Below are 18,216 nucleotides of genomic sequence, written 5' to 3' on the forward strand. Positions count from 1 at the left end.
GGGACAGGGCTTAGGACTCAGCCCATGTGCGGGTAGCGGTAGTCCGTCGGCGACACGAGCGATTCCTTGATCGAACGCGTCAGGGTCCACCGCATGAGGTTCTGCGGGGCGCCCGCCTTGTCGTTGGTGCCGGAGGCACGGCCGCCGCCGAAGGGCTGCTGGCCGACCACGGCGCCGGTCGACTTGTCGTTGATGTAGAAGTTGCCCGCCGCGTAACGGAGCTTGGCCATCGCGTCGGCCGCCGCCGCGCGGTCACCGGCGATGACGGCGCCGGTCAGCGCGTACGCCGAGACCGACTCCATCTGCGCCAGCATGGCCTCGTACTCCGCGTCCTCGTAGACGTGGACGGCGAGAATGGGGCCGAAGTACTCCGTCGTGAAGACCTCGTTGGCCGGGTCGGTGCAGGCGATGACCGTGGGGCGGACGAAGTAGCCGACGGAGTCGTCGTACGTGCCACCGGCGACGATCGTGCACGTCGGGTCGGCGGCGGCGCGGTCGATCGCGGCCTTGTTCTTCGCGAAGGCCCGCTCGTCGATGACGGCGCCGATGAAGTTGGACAGGTCGGTGACGTCGCCCATGGCGATGGCGTCGACCTCCGCCGCGAACTCCTCCTTGAAGCCGTCGTTCCAGATCGAGGCCGGGACGTAGGCGCGCGAGGAAGCCGAGCACTTCTGGCCCTGGTACTCGAACGAGCCCCGGGTCAGCGCCGTCTTGAGGACGCCGCGGTCGGCGCTCGGGTGGGCGACGACGAAGTCCTTGCCGCCGGTCTCGCCGACGATGCGCGGGTAGGAGCGGTACTTCTCGATGTTGCCGCCGACGGTCTTCCACAGATGCTGGAAGGTCTTGGTGGAGCCCGTGAAGTGGATGCCAGCCAGCTCGGGGTGGTTGAGCGCCACGTCGGACACGGCAAGGCCGTCACCGGTCACGAGGTTGATGACGCCCTTGGGCAGCCCCGCCTCTTCGAGAAGGCTCATCAGCAGCACGGCGGCGTGCGTCTGTGTCGGCGACGGCTTCCATACGACGACGTTGCCCATCAGCGCGGGCGCGGTCGGCAGGTTTCCGGCGATCGCGGTGAAGTTGAACGGCGTGATCGCGTAGACGAAGCCTTCGAGCGGCCGGTGGTCGAGCCGGTTCCACACGCCGGTGGAGTTGGCCCGCGGCTGCTCGGCGAGGATGTCGCGCGCGTACGAGACGTTGAAGCGCCAGAAGTCGATCAGCTCGCACGGGGTGTCGATCTCCGCCTGCTGGATGGTCTTCGACTGGCCCAGCATGGTCGAGGCGGCCAGCGTCTCGCGCCAGGGGCCCGACAGCAGTTCGGCGGCGCGCAGGATGATCGCGGCGCGGTCGTCGAAGGCCATCGCGCGCCAGCCGGGGGCGGCGGCCAGCGCGGCGTCCACGGCGTCCTGCGCGTCCTGCTCGGTGGCGTTGCCGTACGTACCGAGGACGGCCTGGTGGTTGTGCGGCTGCACGACGTCGAAGCGCTCGCCGCCGCCCATCCGCTTCTCGCCGCCGATCGTCATCGGCAGGTCGACAGGGTGGTCGGCCAGCTCCTTGAGCCTGGCTTCGAGGCGGGCGCGCTCCGGGGAGCCGGGGGCGTAGCCGTGCACCGGCTCGTTGACCGGCGTGGGGACCTGGGTCACAGCGTCCATGAGGGCCGCATCTCCTTGATCAGTAGACGGTTTACGGTCGACGGTCGGGGCGGCGTCAGCCGCGGGTGGCGAGCGAACGCAGGAAGAACGCGAGGTTGGCGGGGCGCTCGGCCAGCCGGCGCATGAAGTAGCCGTACCAGTCGGTGCCGTACGCGATGTAGACGCGCATCCGGTGGCCTTCGGCCGCCAGGCGCCGCTGCTCTTCCTCACGGATGCCGTAGAGCATCTGGAACTCGTACGCGTCGAGCTTGCGTCCGGCCCGGACGGCGAGTTCCTGGGCGATCGCGATGAGGCGCGGGTCGTGAGAACCGACCATCGGGTAGCCGTCCCCCGCCATCAGGGTCTTGAGGCACCGCACGTACGCCTTGTCGACCTCGCCCTTGTCCTGGTGCGCGACCCGCGCGGGCTCCTTGTAGGCGCCTTTGACGAGCCGTACGCGCGCCCCCGAGGCGGCGAGAGTGCGGCAGTCGTCCTCCGTACGGAAGAGATACGACTGGACGACGGCGCCGGTCTCCGGGAAGCGCTCCCGCAGCGTCCGGTGGATGGCGAGCGTCGAGTCGACGGTGGTGTGATCCTCCATGTCCAGCGTAACGGTGGTGCCGATCTCGGTGGCGGCCTCGACGACGGTGGTGATGTTGCTGAGCGCCAGGTCGTGGCCGCCGCGCAGGGCCTGTCCGAAGGAGGAGAGCTTCACCGACATCTCCGCGCGGGCGCCGAGCCCCAGCGGGGCGAGCGCCTCGATCAGCTTCAGATAGGCGTCACGGGCGTGCAGCGCCGCGGACCGGTCCGTGATGTCCTCTCCGAGGACGTCCATCGTGACTTCGAGGCCGCTGTCGGCCATGTCCTGGATGACCGGCGTCGTACCGTCGACGGTCTCGCCGGCGATGAAGCGGTCCACCACGGGCCTGGTGACGGGCGCGGCCGAGACGACGCGCCGCATGAGGTCGCTGCGCGACGCGGCGAGAATCACGGGACCCAGCACAGGGCACCTCCACGGGGAGAAAGAGCAGGCCGTACGGGGCGCGAACGCCCGGCGACGGCACGGAGAACCACTGTGAAATCTAGGGACCGGTCCGATCCTCTGCCATCGACACCTGTCACGCATCCGTGGCCGGGATCTCAGACATATGTCTGAAAGCGGTGCGAGAATGTCCGGGTGAAGGACGATTACCAGGAGCTGGTCGACGAGATCTCGGCGCTGCTCGGCATGCCGCTGACGCTGGAGAACAGGGACTTCGGGCTGATCGCCTTCGGCGTGCACGACAGCGAGGACGAGGGCGTGATGGACCCCGTCAGGACGCGTTCGATCCTGACCCGGAAGTCCACCCCCGCGGTGCGCGCCTGGTTCGAGGGTTTCGGCATCACCCGCGCGACCGGCCCCGTCCGGATCCCCGCCGCACCGGACGCCGGGGTCTTCCGGGGGCGGATCTGTCTGCCCGTACGGCACCGGGGCACGGTGCTCGGTTACGTATGGCTGCTCGACGACACCGGCCAGGGCCCCACGGACGACCGATTGGCCGCGGCCATGGAGGTGACGGCGCGGATCGGGGCGCTGCTCGCCGAGGAGGTGAGGGCGGGCGCCGACCTGGCGCGTGAGTTCCGCGCCGTAGTGACGGCGGAGGGCGGCTGGCAGCGCGACATGGCGGTGGAGGCGCTGCGTACGGCGCTGGGGCCGGGAGCCGACGGTCCGCACATGGTGGTGTGCGTCGCGCCGTGGGCGGGCGCCGACCCGGCGGTGCGCGCCGTGCCCGGTACCGCGGCCCTGTGCACGGTGCCGGAGCTGTCCGTCCCGCCGGACAACGCCTCCCCGCGTCGCGGCGCCGAGGCGGTGCCCCGGGCGCTGGCCGTGCTGGTACGGCTCCGGTCGCCGGACGCCCTGGCCCCCGCGCTCGCGGCCACGGCCCAGCTGCGCGACGCCGCGGCTCCCGGCGCCACCGCCGGGGCCGCGACGCCGCGCCGCGGCCTGGCCGAACTGCCCGCCGCCTGGCACGAGGCGGTCTCGGCGGCCCACGCCTCGGCCGCGCAGCCGCGCTTCGGCCCCGTGGCGCAGTGGTCGGAGATCGGCCCGTTCCGGATGCTGACGTCGCTCCCCCCGGGCATCGACCCGGCGGTTCGCCCGCTGCTGACACCCGCGAACACGGAGCTCACGCACACGGCCGAGGTCTACCTCGACTGCGCGGGCCAGGCCGGCCGTACGGCCTCGAAGCTCGGCATTCACCGTCAGACCCTCTACTACCGGCTGTCGCGCGTCGAGAAGCTCACGGGCCTCGACCTGGCCGACGGCGAGGACCGGCTGCTGCTGCACATGGCGCTGAAATCCGCGCGGCTCAGGTCCTGTCCAGGTTCCGCGGTTTCGTGAGCGATTCCGCGTGACCCGCTGCCGTGGTGCTGCCGCTCCGGTGCCGTAGCACCGGTGTGTCCCGGGCAGGGACCTGCGTGCCCGGGGTCAGGGGGCCGCATCGTCCCCCCGAATGGGTCGGGGGATTCCGGGCCGGAATGCGTTTCCGGTCGGCTGTATCCGGCTGTTACGGTGACTGAGATTCTGATCGTTGGACGAGGAGACCAGACATGGTGGTGGACGACGACATCTCCGGGTGAGATGCCCGGACCGGTCGAGTCATGGCACGGCGCGTGATCACGCGGCCGCCGTGGCTCCGCTTGTCGTCCCCCTCCCATTCCCCTGTCTGCCTTTCGGAGCGGTGCCGTCGCGCCCGCTTCCGCCTTCGCGCAAGGTCATACGCATGTCCGACATCTCTGTCGTCTGCTCGAACCTGTCCTTCACCTGGCCCGACGACACCCCGGTCTTCGAGGACCTCTCCTTCACCGTCCCCACCGGCCGGACCGGCCTCGTCGCTCCCAACGGCACCGGCAAGAGCACTCTGCTCAAACTGATCGCCGGCGAGCTGCGCCCGGCCGCCGGGTCGGTGTCCGTCGCGGGCACCCTGGGTTATCTGCCACAGAGCCTGCCGCTGACCGGCGACCTCACCGTTGCCGAGGTCCTCGGCATCGCCGGGACCATCCGGGCCATCGACGCCGTCGAGTCCGGCGATGTCGACGAAAAGCACTTCACCACGATCGGCGACGACTGGGACATCGAGGAGCGCACCCGCGCCCAGCTTGACCGCCTCGGTCTGGACAATCTCACTCTGGACCGCGTCCTGAACACCCTCAGTGGCGGGCAGATCATCTCCCTCGGTCTCGCCGCCCAGCTACTGAAGCGGCCCGACGTCCTCCTCCTCGACGAGCCCACCAACAACCTCGACCTGGACGCCCGCACCAAGCTCTACGACACGCTGGAGGACTTCACCGGCTGCCTGCTCCTGGTCAGCCACGACCGTGCCCTACTGGACCGGATGAACCGTATCGCCGAACTCGACCGCGGCGAACTGCGCCTCTACGGCGGTAACTTCACCGCCTACGAGCAGGCGGTGGAGGCCGAGCAGGAGGTCGCGGAGAAGAACGTCCGCAGCGCCGAACAGGAACTCAAGCGCGAGAAGCGGGAGCTGCAGCAGGCCAGGGAACGTGCCGACCGCAGGCAGAGCAACGCCGCCCGCAACCTGAAGGACGCCGGCCTGCCGCGCATCTTCGCCGGAAACATGAAGCGCGGCGCCCAGGAATCGGCCGGCAAGGCCGGGCAGATGCACGCCTCCCGGGTGAGCGAGGCCAAGGCCAAGCTGGACGAGGCCGGGCGGGCTGTGCGCTCCGAGCAGCGGATCTCCCTGGACCTGCCGGACACCCACGTACCCACGGGCCGCAACCTCTTCCTCGGTGAACAGCTCCGCGTCAGCCTCGGCGGCAAGGAGATCTTCACCGAGCCCGGCGTGAACCTCTCTGTCCGCGGCCCCGAACGCATCGCGCTGACCGGCCCCAACGGTGCTGGCAAGAGCACCCTGTTGCGGCTGCTCATCGGCGAACTAGCGCCACACGCGGGCGAGATCACCCGGGCCGACGGCCGCATCGCCTACCTCTCGCAGCGCCTCGACCTGCTCGACCCTGACCGCACCGTCGCCGAGCACTTCGCCGACTTTGCCCCGCAGCGGTCCGAGGCCGAACGGATGAACCTGCTCGCCCGCTTCCTCTTCCGTGGTCAGCGCGCCCACCTGCCCGTCGGCGTGCTTTCCGGTGGCGAGCGGCTGCGCGCCATCCTGGCCTGCATCCTGTGCGCGGAACCGGCCCCGCACTTGCTACTCCTGGACGAGCCGACCAACAATCTCGACCTGGTCAGCGTCGGCCAGCTCGAAGGCGCGCTCAACTCCTACCAAGGGGCTTTCATCGTGGTCAGCCACGACGCACGCTTTCTTCGCGAGATCGGTGTGAACCGCTGGCTGCGGCTGGACGGCGGACAACTCACGGAAGTCGCCGCCCCCGCAGCCTGAGCACCCCGTCCTCCGCCCTTCCTTGCGGTCCCGCGCCAAAAACCCGGCACGGGGCCGCAATTCCGCGGCACCCCGATCCCCCGGACGGCACACATGAGCCACTCCACCCCACCGCCCCTGATCGCCCACGACCTCGTCCGCATCCGCGACGGCCGACGGGTCCTCGACGGCGTCTCCCTGACCGCCTCCCCCGGCCGCCGTATCGGCTTGATCGGGGAGAACGGCACCGGCAAGACAACCCTGCTGCGACTGCTGGCCGGCACGGACCAGCCCGACTCCGGCACCGTCAACCGCCCGCCCGACGTGGGCTTTCTCCAGCAGGAGATGCCCTTCGCGACTGAGGCGACCGTCGCCGATGTCCTCGACGAAGCCCTGCGCGAAACACGCGACATCCTCGCCGACCTGGAACGCCTCACCGTCCTGCTCAGCCGTACGGCCGAGGACGACCCTGGCCATCCCGCCCTGCTCGACGCCTACGGCACCCGCCTTCAGCAGGCCCAGGACCGCGAGGCATGGGACGCCGACCGTCGTGCCGCCCTCGTCCTGGACGGCCTGGGCCTCGGCGGCTTCGGCCGCGACCGCCGCCTTGACTCGCTGTCCGGAGGACAGCGCGGCCGCCTGGCCCTGGCCGCCCTGCTGATCCGGCGGCCTACCGCCCTTCTCCTGGACGAGCCCACCAACCACCTCGACGACGATGCCTCCGCCTTCGTCGAACAACAGGTGCGCGACCTGCCCGGCGTCACCGTCCTGGCCAGCCACGACCGCGCCTTCTTGGACGCTGTCTGCACCGACCTGATCGACCTCGACCCCGCCGTCGACGGCCCGGTCCGCCACGGCGGGAACTACACCTCCTACCTGGCCGAGAAGCGCCGTGAGCGCGAGAGTTGGGAGCGACGCTGGACGGAAGAACAGCAGGAGTTGACACTGCTGCGGGAAAAGGCCCAGGTCACCGCCCACCGCCTGGCCCCCGACCGGGGACCGCACGACAACGAGAAAATGGGCTACGGCCACCGCGCGGGCCGGGTGCAGAGCCAGATCTCCCGTCGGGTTCGCCACGCCGCCCGCCAGCTGCACGAGCTGGAAGCAGCCCAGCTCGCCGAACCGCCGCAGCCACTGCGGTTCGCCGGCCCGTACCTCGCCGCGTCCGCTGCGGCGCAGACGGACGAACCGCTTCTCGCCCTGAAGAAGGTGGGCGTTCCCGGGCGGCTGGCAAAGGTGGACCTGCGGGTCGACGCCGTCGACCGGTTGCTGCTCACCGGCGGAAACGGCACCGGGAAATCAACGCTGCTGGCCGTTCTCGCCGGACGGCTTCCCGCAGAGGGTGCCGTCCACAGACGCCCCGGCCTGGCCATCGGGCTCCTCGCCCAGGACACCGTCTTCGACCGCCCCGAGCTCACCGTCCGCGACACCTACAGCCAATCCCTGGGCGCCGAGCGAGCGGAAGTGGTGCCGCTGCTCTCACTCGGTCTGCTTCATGAGGCGGACCTCGGTAGACCCATTGGCCATCTCTCCGTCGGCCAACGCCGCAGGCTCGCCCTCGCGCTGCTGGTGGCCCGGCCCCCACAGCTGCTTCTCCTCGACGAGCCGACCAACCACCTCTCCCCGAGCCTGTGCGACGAGTTGGAGGACGCCCTCGGCACCGGCCCTGGAGCCATCGTCCTGGCCAGCCACGACCGCTGGCTCCGCCGACGCTGGCAGGGACGGGAGCTCCGGCTCGGCTCCCGGGCCAATGCGCCGACACGAGCGCGGCTCTCCCAAGGGGGACGCGCCGACTCGGGACGGGTCACCACCATCACCTGATCGCCGCGCCGCGCGGCAACGCTTCACGCGTGAGCGGAGACAGCGAAAGGGCCCGGGAGAGAATCCCGGGCCCCTCGCCGCGCCGGACGATCCAGCGGTCCGTCCAGCCGGATCAGTCGGTCAGATCCACCGAACGAGCCGAGTTCGCGCCGATCTCGTCGGAGATCTCCGCCAGCACCGCCGGCGGTACGTTGTCGTCGACGGACAGGACGACCAGCGCCTCGCCGCCCTCCTCCGCGCGCGAGACCTGCATGCCCGCGATGTTCAGCCCCGCCTCGCCGAGAATCCGGCCGACGGTGCCCACGACGCCGGGACGGTCCTCGTACCGCATGACGACCATGTGGTCGGCCAGGGACACGTCGACGTCGTACTCACCGATCGCGACGATCTTCTGCAGGTGCTTCGGACCGGCGAGCGTGCCGGAGACCGACACCTCCTCGCCACCCGAGAGCGTGCCCCGCACGGTGACCACGTTGCGGTGGTCGGGCGACTCGCTCGACGTCGTGAGACGCACCTCGACGCCGCGCTCCTGCGCGAACAGCGGCGCGTTCACATACGACACCGTCTCGTCGACGACGTCCTCGAACACGCCCTTCAGCGCGGACAGTTCGAGCACCTTCACGTCGTGCTGCGTGATCTCGCCGTAGACCTCGACATCGAGCCGTACGGCGACCTCGCCCGCCAGCGCCGTGAAGATCCGGCCCAGCTTCTCGGCCAGCGGCAGACCCGGCCGTACGTCCTCGGCGATGACCCCTCCCTGGACGTTGACGGCGTCGGGCACCAGCTCACCGGCGAGTGCGAGCCGCACCGACCTGGCGACCGACACGCCCGCCTTCTCCTGCGCCTCGTCCGTCGACGCGCCAAGGTGCGGGGTGCAGACGACCTGGTCGAACTGGAACAGCGGGGAGTCCGTGCAGGGCTCCTTCGCGTACACGTCCAGACCGGCGCCCGCGACGCGGCCCTCCTTGAGCGCGGAGGCCAGCGCCTCCTCGTCCACGATCCCGCCGCGCGCGGCGTTGACGATCCGCACCGTCGGCTTGACCTTGTGCAGCGCCTCGTCGCCGATCAGCCCGAGCGTCTCGGGGGTCTTGGGCAGGTGCACGGTGATGAAGTCGGCCACTTCGAGCAGCTCGTCGAGCGAGAGGAGCTTGACGCCCATCTGCGCGGCTCGCGCGGGCTGCACGTACGGGTCGTACGCGACGATCTTCATCCCGAACGCCGACATGCGCTGCGCGACCAGCACACCGATACGGCCGAGGCCGACGACGCCGAGCGTCTTCTCGCTCAGCTCGACGCCCGTGTACTTGCTCCGCTTCCACTCGCCGTTCTTCAGGGCGGAGTTGGCCTGCGGGATGTTGCGCGCCGTGGCGACCAGGAGACCGCAGGCCAGCTCGGCGGCGGTGACGATGTTCGAGGTGGGCGCGTTGACGACCATCACGCCGGCCTTGGTGGCGGCGGAGACGTCGACGTTGTCGAGGCCGACACCGGCGCGCGCGACGACCTTCAGCTTCTTCGCCGCGGCCACTGCCTCGGCGTCGACCTTGGTCGCGGAGCGGACGAGGATCGCGTCCACGTCGGCGATGGCGGGCAGCAGTTCGGCGCGGTCGGCGCCGTTGCAGTGGCGGATCTCGAAGTCCGGACCGAGCGCGTCGACGGTGGCGGGCGACAGCTCTTCGGCGATGAGTACAACCGGCTTTTGATTGGAACGCGAGCTCACGTGGGTCCTCACAGGTCCATTGCGGACGGCCGTCCCGACGGCCGCAGGCGGCGGAGGGTGCCAGGCCCTGGTCCGGGCCTGATCGCGTGGAAGACGCACGACGTTGTGGGCCTGACGCGTATGTGTTCTGCAGTGTAGTGGTGTCCTGGGCGGGGGTTTCCCGCTCGGACGGGCGGATCACCCGTACGTGGATGGACCCGCCGCAAGCGCTTACCCACAGGCCGTCCGGCGACCGGCCGCACGACCCGCGCGGGCGGCACGTACGACCGGCGCGGGCGGCACGTACGACCGGCGTGGGCGGCACGTACGACCGGCGTGCGGTTCGTTCAACCGGCCCGCGGCCGTACATACGACCGGTGCGACGGGCGGTCCCCCGATCCGCCCGGTGCCCGGACCCGGAGTACGGGCCCGGGCACCGGAGACGGCTCAGGCCTCGTCGTTGTCGACCCAGCTCATGAGCTTGCGCAGCTCACGGCCCGTGCTCTCCAGCAGCGAGTCGCTGTCGGCCTTCTTGTACTCGTTGTACTTCTTCAGACCGCCGTGGTACTCGTCCATCCAGTTCCGGGCGAACGTACCGTCCTGGATCTCGCCCAGGATCTTCTTCATCTCGGCCTTGGTCTGGTCCGTGATGATGCGCGGGCCACTGACGTAGTCGCCCCACTCGGCGGTCTCGGAGACCGACCAGCGCATCTTGTCCAGGCCGCCCTCGTACATCAGGTCGACGATCAGCTTGAGCTCGTGGAGGCACTCGAAGTACGCGATCTCCGGCTGGTAGCCGGCCTCGACCAGCGTCTCGAAGCCCGCCTTGACCAGCGCGGACGTACCGCCGCAGAGGACGACCTGCTCACCGAAGAGGTCGGTCTCGGTCTCCTCGCTGAAGGTCGTCTTGATGACGCCGGCGCGGGTCCCGCCGATGCCCTTCGCGTAGCTCAGCGCCAGCTCGAAGCCCTTGCCGGTGGCGTCCTGCTCGACGGCCGCGATACACGGCACGCCGCGGCCCTCCTCGTACTGACGGCGGACCAGGTGGCCGGGGCCCTTCGGGGCGACCATCGCGACGTCGACACCCGCGGGCGGCTTGATGAAGCCGAAGCGGATGTTGAGGCCGTGGCCGAAGAAGAGCGCGTCGCCGTCCTTCAGGTTGTCCTTGATGGACTCCTCGTAGACCTGCGCCTGGATCGGGTCCGGCACCAGGATCATGATGACGTCGGCCTCGGTGGCCGCCTCGGCGGGCGTGACCACGCGCAGGCCCTGCTCCTCGGCCTTCACCTTGGACTTGGAACCCTCGTGCAGGCCGACCCGGACGTCGACACCCGAGTCACGGAGCGACAGCGCGTGGGCGTGGCCCTGGCTGCCGTAGCCGATGACCGCGACCTTGCGGCTCTGGATGATGGACAGGTCGGCATCGTCGTCGTAGAACAGCTCGGCCACTGGGTCTTCTCCTTGGTGTGCAAACTGGGTGTCGCTGTGTGGGCCCCACCGTACGGCGGGGCGGGTAAAGGGAGTCTCACGGTCTCGGCATACGAACCGGGATGCCGTACGGCTCCGATGGAACGGGCTACGCGCTGCGGTCGAGCGCCCGCAGGCTGCGGTCCGTGATGGACCGTGCGCCACGCCCTATGGCGATCGTGCCGGACTGGACGAGCTCCTTGATGCCGAACTGCTCCAGCATCTTCAGCATCGCGTCGAGCTTGTCACTCGATCCGGTGGCCTCGATGGTGACGGCCTCGGGTGAGACGTCCACCGTCTTGGCGCGGAAGAGCTGCACGATCTCGACGATCTGGGAGCGGGTCTCGTTGTCGGCGCGGACCTTCACCAGGACGAGCTCGCGCTGGATCGCGGCGCCGGGCTCCAGTTCGACGATCTTCAGGACGTTGATCAGCTTGTTGAGCTGCTTGGTGACCTGTTCGAGCGGCAGGTCCTCGACATTGACCACGATGGTGATGCGGGAGATGTCGGGGTGCTCGGTGACACCCACCGCGAGTGAGTCGATGTTGAAGCCGCGCCGGGAGAACAGGGCGGCGATCCTGGCGAGGATGCCGGGGGTGTTCTCCACCAGGACGGAGAGGGTGTGCTTGGAAGACATTTTCGTCGTTCTTTCTCTCGCTCTCGGCATCCGGCTCAGTCGTCCAGGCCGTCGCCGAAGTCGGGGCGCACACCCCGGGCGGCCAGGACCTCGTCGTTGGAGGTGCCCGCGGCGACCATCGGCCAGACCTGGGCGTCCTCGTGGACGATGAAGTCGACCACCACGGGGCGGTCGTTGATGGAGTTGGCCTTGGCGATCACGGCGTCCAGGTCGCCCGGGGACTCGCAGCGCATCGCGACACAGCCCATGGCCTCGGACAGCTTCACGAAGTCCGGGATCCGGGTGCCGCCGTTGGGCCTCGCGTCGTCCGCGCGGCCCGATCCCTCGAATGAGCCGCCGGCGGCCACGTCGGGGCCGCTGTGCAGGACGGTGTTGGAGTAACGCTGGTTGTAGAAGAGGGTCTGCCACTGGCGGACCATGCCCAGCGCCCCGTTGTTGATGATCGCGACCTTGATGGGGATGCCGTTGAGGGCGCAGGTGACCAGTTCCTGATTGGTCATCTGGAAGCAGCCGTCGCCGTCGATCGCCCAGACGGTGCGGTCGGGCCGGCCGGCCTTGGCGCCCATCGCGGCCGGGACCGCGTAGCCCATCGTGCCCGCGCCGCCGGAGTTGAGCCAGGTGGCGGGCTGCTCGTAGTCGATGAAGTGGGCGGCCCACATCTGGTGCTGGCCGACGCCCGCCGCGTAGATCGTGTCGTCGGGGGCCAGTTGGCCGATGCGCTGGATGACCTGCTGCGGCGAGAGGCTGCCGTCCGCCGGCTGGTCGTAGCCGAGCGGGTACGTCTCGCGCCATCGGCTTAGATCGCGCCACCAGGCGCTGTAGTCACCGACGTTGCCCTCGGTGTGCTCGGCCTGGACCGCCTGGACGAGGTCGGCGAGGACCTCGCGGGCGTCACCGACGATCGGCACGTCCGCGGCACGGTTCTTGCCGATCTCGGCCGGGTCCACGTCGGCGTGGACGATCTTCGCGTACGGGGCGAAGCTGTCCAGCTTGCCGGTGACACGGTCGTCGAAGCGGGCTCCGAGGGCGACGATCAGGTCGGCCTTCTGCAGCGCGGTGACGGCGGTGACCGCACCGTGCATGCCCGGCATTCCCACGTGCAGCGGGTGGCTGTCGGGGAACGCGCCCAGCGCCATCAGGGTGGTGGTGACGGGGGCGTTGGTCAGTTCGGCGAGGACGCGCAACTCGGCGGTGGCACCGGCCTTGATGACGCCGCCGCCGACGTACAGCACCGGCCGCTTGGCCTGGGTGATCAGCTTGGCGGCCTCACGGATCTGCTTGGCGTGCGGCTTGGTGACGGGGCGGTAGCCCGGCAGTTCCTGGGTGGGCGGCCAGCTGAAGGTGGTCTTCGCCTGGAGCGCGTCCTTGGCGATGTCGACCAGGACGGGCCCGGGGCGGCCGGTGGAGGCGATGTGGAACGCCTCGGCGATGGTGCGGGGGATGTCCTCGGCCTTGGTGACCAGGAAGTTGTGCTTGGTGATCGGCATCGTGATGCCGCAGATGTCCGCCTCCTGGAAGGCGTCCGTGCCGATCGCCTTGCTCGCGACCTGGCCGGTGATCGCCACGAGCGCCACGGAGTCCATGTGCGCGTCGGCGATCGGGGTGACCAGGTTGGTGGCGCCGGGGCCCGAGGTGGCCATACAGACGCCGACCTTGCCGGTGGCCTGCGCGTAGCCGGTGGCCGCGTGCCCGGCGCCCTGCTCGTGGCGGACGAGGATGTGGCGGACCCGGGTGGAGTCCATCATCGGGTCGTAGGCGGGGAGGATGGCGCCGCCGGGGATGCCGAATACGGTGTCGGCCCCCACTTCCTCAAGAGAGCGGATGAGGGACTGCGCGCCCGTGACGTGCTCAACGGTGGCGGACGTGGGTCCGCCGTTACGGGCGCGCGGCGTCGGGTGGGCCCCGGTGGCCTGCTCGGTCATCGTCGGTCTCTTCTCGAAGCTGAGGGTTTTTGCGGGGGTTTGGGCTGTGCCAGTACAACAAAAAACCCCTCGTGCCGGGAGGCAGGCGAGGGGAGCGCGTCGGTGCGGTCTGCAGGGCCGGTGGTGGGCACTGCTTCAGCCGACGCGCTGTCCAAGTACGAGAATTCGAGTGCGCATGGTGATGACCCTCCCTCTGACGCGCTACCACTGTCAAGTGGGTGGGACCGGCGTCTCAACATTTGAGCAGACGGAGGGCCGGGTGATCGGCCTGGGGATCATGTCGGGGGTCGCCGCGCGCGTACGGCGCACGGGCAGTGAGCCGCCGGTGAGCACCGGCAGCGGGGCCGTGCCGGGGAGCGGATACTCGCCGCGGACCAGCGCGCGGCGCAGCCGGTACTCGTCGAGGGGGCCGGAGAAGGCCATGCCCTGGCCGTGGGTGCAGCCCATGGCACGAAGCGCGAGCACCTGCTCCGGTACGTCGACACCCTCGGCCACCGAGGCCATGCCCAGGTCACAGGCGATCCGGAGCAGCCCGGCGGTGATCTTGTGCAGCCTGGCGGACTCGACGACGCCCTCGACCAGCCCCCGGTCCAGTTTCAGTACGTCGACGGGGAGCCGGCGCAGCGCGTTTATCGCGGCGTAGCCACTGCCGAAGCCGTCCAGCGCGATCCGTACACCCAGCCGGCGCAGCGCGACAAGGCGGTGCTCCAGCTCGTCGATGGACGTACGGGGGTCGCTGTCGGCCAGCTCGATCAGCAGGGCGCCCGAGGGGAGCCCGTGGCGGGTCAGGAGGGCCTCGATGGAGCCGAGCGGCATGGAACGGTCGAGCAGTCTGCGGGCCGAGAGGCGGACGGTGACCGGGACCAGGTGGCCCGTCCGGCCGCGCTCGGCGGCCTGCTCGACGGCTTCTTCGAGCAGCCAGCGTCCTAATTCGGCGGTACGGTCGTTGTCGTCGGCGACGCGTAAGAACTCGGCGGGGGTGAAGAGGATGCCCTGGGCGGAGCGCCAGCGGGCCTGTGCGGCGACGGCGGAGATCTGCCCGGTGGACAGGTCGACCACGGGCTGGTGCAGGAGGGCGAACTCGCCGTCGCGCAGGGCGGTGCGGAGCCTGACGGCCAGCTCGGTCCTGCGGACGACGTCGGCCTGCATCTGGGGCGCGTACAGCTCGACCCTGTTCTTGCCGCCGGCCTTGGCGCGGTACATCGCGAGGTCGGCGTTGCGCATCAGGTCGGTGGGGTTGATGCCCGGTTCAGCGAAGGCGACCCCGATGGAGGCGGCGACGCGGACATCGTTGCCTTCGATGCGGTACGGCTGCGAGAGCCTGAGGCGCAGCCGGTCGGCGATCTCGTGGACCTGGTACTCCCGGGCGGTCTGGTCGTCGGTGCCGTCCCCGAGGATGAGGGCGGCGAACTCGTCCCCGCCGAGGCGGGCCGCTGTGTCCCCGGCCCGTACGGAGTCCTGGAGACGGCGGGCCGCGTGGATCAGGAGTTCGTCGCCGACCTGATGGCCGAGGCGGTCGTTGACACCCTTGAAACCGTCGAGGTCGATGAAGAGCACCGCCGTACCGGGGTCGCCCGCGCGGCGCCCGGAGAGGGACTGCCGGACCCTCTCGGTGAACAGCGCGCGGTTGGGCAGGTCGGTGAGCGGGTCGTGCTCGGCGTTGTGCTGCAACTGGGCTTGGAGCCGGACGCGTTCGGTGACGTCGCGGCTGTTGAGGATCAGACCGCCCTGGTGCCGGTTGACGGTCGATTCCACGTTCAGCCAGTCGCCCGAGCCCGATTTGAAGCGGCATTCGATGCGGGTGGTGGGCTCTTCCGTGGGAGGGGCGGCGAGGAAGCGTCGTACTTCTCGTTTGACCCGGCCGCGGTCGTCCGGGTGGATGATCGATTCCAGTTCGGCGCCGACGAGGCCGTCAGCCTCGCGTCCGTAGACCCCGGCCGCCGCCGGGCTGACGTAGTCGAGGGTGCCCTCGGGACCGGCGATCATGATGACGTCGCTCGACCCCTGGACCAGGGAGCGGAAGTGGTTCTCCTTCTGGGCCAGTTCATGGGCGAGCGCGATGTTGTCGACGAGCATGATGCCCTGCCGTACGACCAGGGCGAGGACGACCGTGCAGCCGGTGAGGACCACCACGCGGTCGACCCGGCGGCCCTCGATGACGTTGTACAGGATCCCCAGGGTGCACACGGCGGCGGCGAGATAGGGCGTGAGGGCGGCCAGGGACCCCGCGATCGGCCTGCTGGAATGCCGGGCGGGGCGAGGGGGCCGCACCGGTGCCGGCTCGGTCTCGGCGGTGCTGCGGACGCCCCAGGGCGCGTAGGCGAGCAGCAGGGAGCCGGCGAACCAGCCCGCGTCGAGCAGCTGGCCCGAGCGATAGGTCTCCCGGAGCAGCGGGGAGGTGAACAGGGCGTCGCACAGGACCGTGAGGGCGAGGGCGGCGATGGCGGAGTTGATGGCCGTACGGCTGCCGGCCGAGCGCCGGAAGTGCAGCGCGAGCACCATGCTGACGAGGACGATGTCCAGCAGCGGATAGGCGAGGGAGAGCGCGGCGTGGGCGACCGTCTCGCCGCCGACGTGCGTGGTGTGCGCGAGGGCCAGGCTCCAGGAGAGCGTGAGGAGCGAGCCGCCGATCAGCCAGGCGTCGAGGCAGAGGCAGACCCAACCGGCCTTGCTGACCGGGCGTTTGGCCAGGACGAGCAGCCCGACGATGGCGGGCGGCGCGAAGCAGAGGAAGAACAGGTCGGCGAGGGAGGGGCTCGGCACGGGTTTGTCGAGCACGACCTCGTACCAGCCCCAGACCGCGTTCCCGCCCGCGGCCATGGCTGAGGAGAGCGAGAAGAGCAGCCAGGCGGGCCGGAACTGGCTGTCGTTGCCGCGGGCGTAGAGGAAGCAGGAGACCGAGGCGATGAGGGCGGCGAAGCTCAGGCCGAAGTCACCCATGAACAGGGCCACTTCACGAGAGCCCCAGCCGAGGGCCGCGCCGGTGGCGTAACCGCCGCAGATCAGGGCGAGCAGGAGCTGCGCGAGGAGGCCCGTGCCGCCACCTCCTCCTCCGCCGTCGTTGCCGCCGTCGGCGCCACCGCCCAGGGCGGTGCGGCGGCCGAGGAGCGCCCCGGGGGCGCTCATGGGGTCACCTCTGAGGGTGTCGCCGTCACCGCCGACGCGCTCGGTGCGGGCGCCGGTGAGATACGGATCGAGGAGATACGGGGCCGGGAGAGACGAACCGGCGAGACACGAACCGCCGGGACGCGCGGTGTTGGCGTGTGGGTCACCCGGACGGGCGTCGGCGAGGTCCGCGGCGTCGAGGTCCGCGGCGTCGAGATGCCCGCCGGTGACGTTCGCGTCCCTGGAACGCGCCTCGGCGGCAGGCACGTTGGCGAGGTGCGCGTCACCGGGTGTGGCCCCGGCGGGTCCGAAGGCCGTCGTGGGCGGCCCTTCCGCGTCGGATCGTTCGTCCATCGGCAGTTCATCGCCCGTCGCCCCCCTCGGATTCTGATCGCTCCGCCACGCCGCCCGCACGACGCGGCCCCCAGATCGGGACGATACACCAGACTCGTCACTCAGGGACATAGTTCTTCTACTCTCCGTGACGAGCAGGGGACTTGTCGATCCCGAGTACGGATCGGCGGTGACTCAGCCGGTGGTGAGCACCTCGTTGCGCAGAGCGTCTCCCGTGGCGTAGCGGGTGAGTTGGTCGGCGAGCAGGCGCTTGGCGCGCGGCAGGAAGGCCGAGGTGGATCCGCCCACGTGAGGGCTGATGAGGACACCCGGAGCATGCCAGAGAGGGTGGCCCGCCGGGAGGGGTTCCGGATCAGTGACGTCCAGAGCGGCTTTTATCCTTCCGCTTTCCAGCTCGGCGAGGAGCGCCTTGGTGTCGGCGACCTGGCCGCGCGCGACGTTCACGAACAGCGCGCCGTCCTTCATGCGGGCCAGGAACTCGGCGCCCGCCAGGCCCTTCGTCTCCTCGGTGAGCGGCGTCGACACGATCACGACGTCGGCCTCGGGAAGAAGGTCCGGCAGATCGGTGAGTGCGTGCACCGGACCGCGCTCGGTGGCGCGGGCGGAGCGCGCCACCCGCGCCACCCGCGCGCACTCGAAGGGCGCGAGCCGGTCCTCGATGGCGGCGCCTATCGAGCCGTAGCCGACGATCAGGACGGACTTGTCGGCGAGCGCGGGGTAGAAGCCGGACCGCCACTCCTCGGCGTCCTGGCCCCGGACGAAGCCGGGGATGCCGCGCAGGGAGGCGAGGACGAGCCCGATGGTCAGTTCGGCGGTGCTGGCCTCGTGGACGCCCTTGGCGTTGCAGAGGCGTACGCCGGAGGGAAGCGAGCCGAGGCCGGGGGCCACGTGGTCGATTCCGGCCGAGAGGGTCTGTACGACGCGTACGGAGGTCATCGCGGCGAGCGGCCGGAGCGCGATGTCCATGCCCTTCATGTACGGGACCACGTAGAACGCGCAGTCGGCCGGGTCCGCGGGGAAGTCCTCGGCCCCGTCCCAGTGGCGGTAGTCCAGGCCCTCGGGGAGCCCTTCTATCTCGTCGGCCGGGATCGGCAGCCATACGTCTGAAGTCATGGTCGGGAGGCTATGCGACGTCCATGGGGGCGTTGAAGAGCGGGCCCGGGCTTGTGGCGTCCGGAGGGGGCCGGCCGGTGGGCAGGCCCGGCCGGGC

11 protein-coding genes are annotated in these 18,216 nt (G+C 70.2%); 3 read left to right on the forward strand and 8 right to left on the reverse strand.

The window, feature by feature from the left end; all coding sequences use genetic code 11:
• Positions 1-17: 17 nt before the first annotated feature.
• Both pruA and IEY79_RS00975 read right to left on the reverse strand, forming a co-directional pair.
• Positions 18-1,649, reverse strand: coding sequence for an L-glutamate gamma-semialdehyde dehydrogenase (pruA, locus tag IEY79_RS00970; protein WP_189105288.1), 1,632 nt, complete (start codon positions 1,647-1,649; stop codon positions 18-20).
• A gap of 55 nt (positions 1,650-1,704) precedes the next feature.
• Complete coding sequence (locus IEY79_RS00975) at positions 1,705-2,631, reverse strand: proline dehydrogenase family protein (protein ID WP_189105289.1); 927 nt, start codon at positions 2,629-2,631, stop codon at positions 1,705-1,707.
• Between the two features lie 174 nt (positions 2,632-2,805).
• Here IEY79_RS00975 and IEY79_RS00980 point away from each other — a divergent pair, with 174 nt between their 5' ends.
• The 3 genes from IEY79_RS00980 (at position 2,806) to IEY79_RS00990 (ending at position 7,825) form a co-directional block, all read left to right on the forward strand.
• Complete coding sequence (locus IEY79_RS00980) at positions 2,806-4,008, forward strand: PucR family transcriptional regulator (protein WP_189105290.1); 1,203 nt, start codon at positions 2,806-2,808, stop codon at positions 4,006-4,008.
• Positions 4,009-4,390: 382 nt separating this feature from the next.
• On the forward strand, positions 4,391-6,025 hold the full coding sequence (gene abc-f, locus IEY79_RS00985; protein WP_189105291.1) for a ribosomal protection-like ABC-F family protein: 1,635 nt from the start codon (positions 4,391-4,393) through the stop codon (positions 6,023-6,025).
• A 93-nt stretch (positions 6,026-6,118) separates the two neighbouring features.
• Positions 6,119-7,825 (forward strand): ABC-F family ATP-binding cassette domain-containing protein, encoded by a 1,707-nt coding sequence (locus tag IEY79_RS00990; protein ID WP_189105292.1) that lies wholly within the window; start codon positions 6,119-6,121, stop codon positions 7,823-7,825.
• 112 nt (positions 7,826-7,937) lie between these two features.
• On the opposite strand, the gene serA is transcribed toward IEY79_RS00990, so the two are convergent.
• From serA to IEY79_RS01020, 6 genes are all read right to left on the reverse strand, one after another.
• Positions 7,938-9,542: a phosphoglycerate dehydrogenase gene (serA, locus tag IEY79_RS00995; RefSeq protein WP_189105293.1), complete on the reverse strand. Its 1,605-nt coding sequence runs from the start codon at positions 9,540-9,542 to the stop codon at positions 7,938-7,940.
• A gap of 426 nt (positions 9,543-9,968) precedes the next feature.
• A complete protein-coding gene (gene ilvC, locus IEY79_RS01000) occupies positions 9,969-10,970 on the reverse strand; it encodes a ketol-acid reductoisomerase (protein ID WP_189105294.1) in 1,002 nt (333 codons plus the stop codon).
• A gap of 127 nt (positions 10,971-11,097) precedes the next feature.
• The gene (gene ilvN, locus IEY79_RS01005; RefSeq protein ID WP_078074922.1) at positions 11,098-11,625 is read right to left on the reverse strand and encodes an acetolactate synthase small subunit; all 528 of its coding nucleotides are present in this window, start codon (positions 11,623-11,625) and stop codon (positions 11,098-11,100) included.
• Between the two features lie 35 nt (positions 11,626-11,660).
• Positions 11,661-13,547, reverse strand: a complete 1,887-nt coding sequence (locus IEY79_RS01010) for an acetolactate synthase large subunit (protein WP_189105295.1) — start codon at positions 13,545-13,547, stop codon at positions 11,661-11,663.
• A 210-nt stretch (positions 13,548-13,757) separates the two neighbouring features.
• Positions 13,758-16,673 (reverse strand): putative bifunctional diguanylate cyclase/phosphodiesterase, encoded by a 2,916-nt coding sequence (locus IEY79_RS01015; protein WP_189105603.1) that lies wholly within the window; start codon positions 16,671-16,673, stop codon positions 13,758-13,760.
• A gap of 507 nt (positions 16,674-17,180) precedes the next feature.
• Positions 17,181-18,119, reverse strand: a complete 939-nt coding sequence (locus IEY79_RS01020) for a 2-hydroxyacid dehydrogenase (RefSeq protein ID WP_189105296.1) — start codon at positions 18,117-18,119, stop codon at positions 17,181-17,183.
• Positions 18,120-18,216: the final 97 nt, after the last annotated feature.

This window comes from Streptomyces camponoticapitis (assembly GCF_014646115.1).
Classification (GTDB): Bacteria; Actinomycetota; Actinomycetes; order Streptomycetales; family Streptomycetaceae; genus Streptomyces; species Streptomyces camponoticapitis.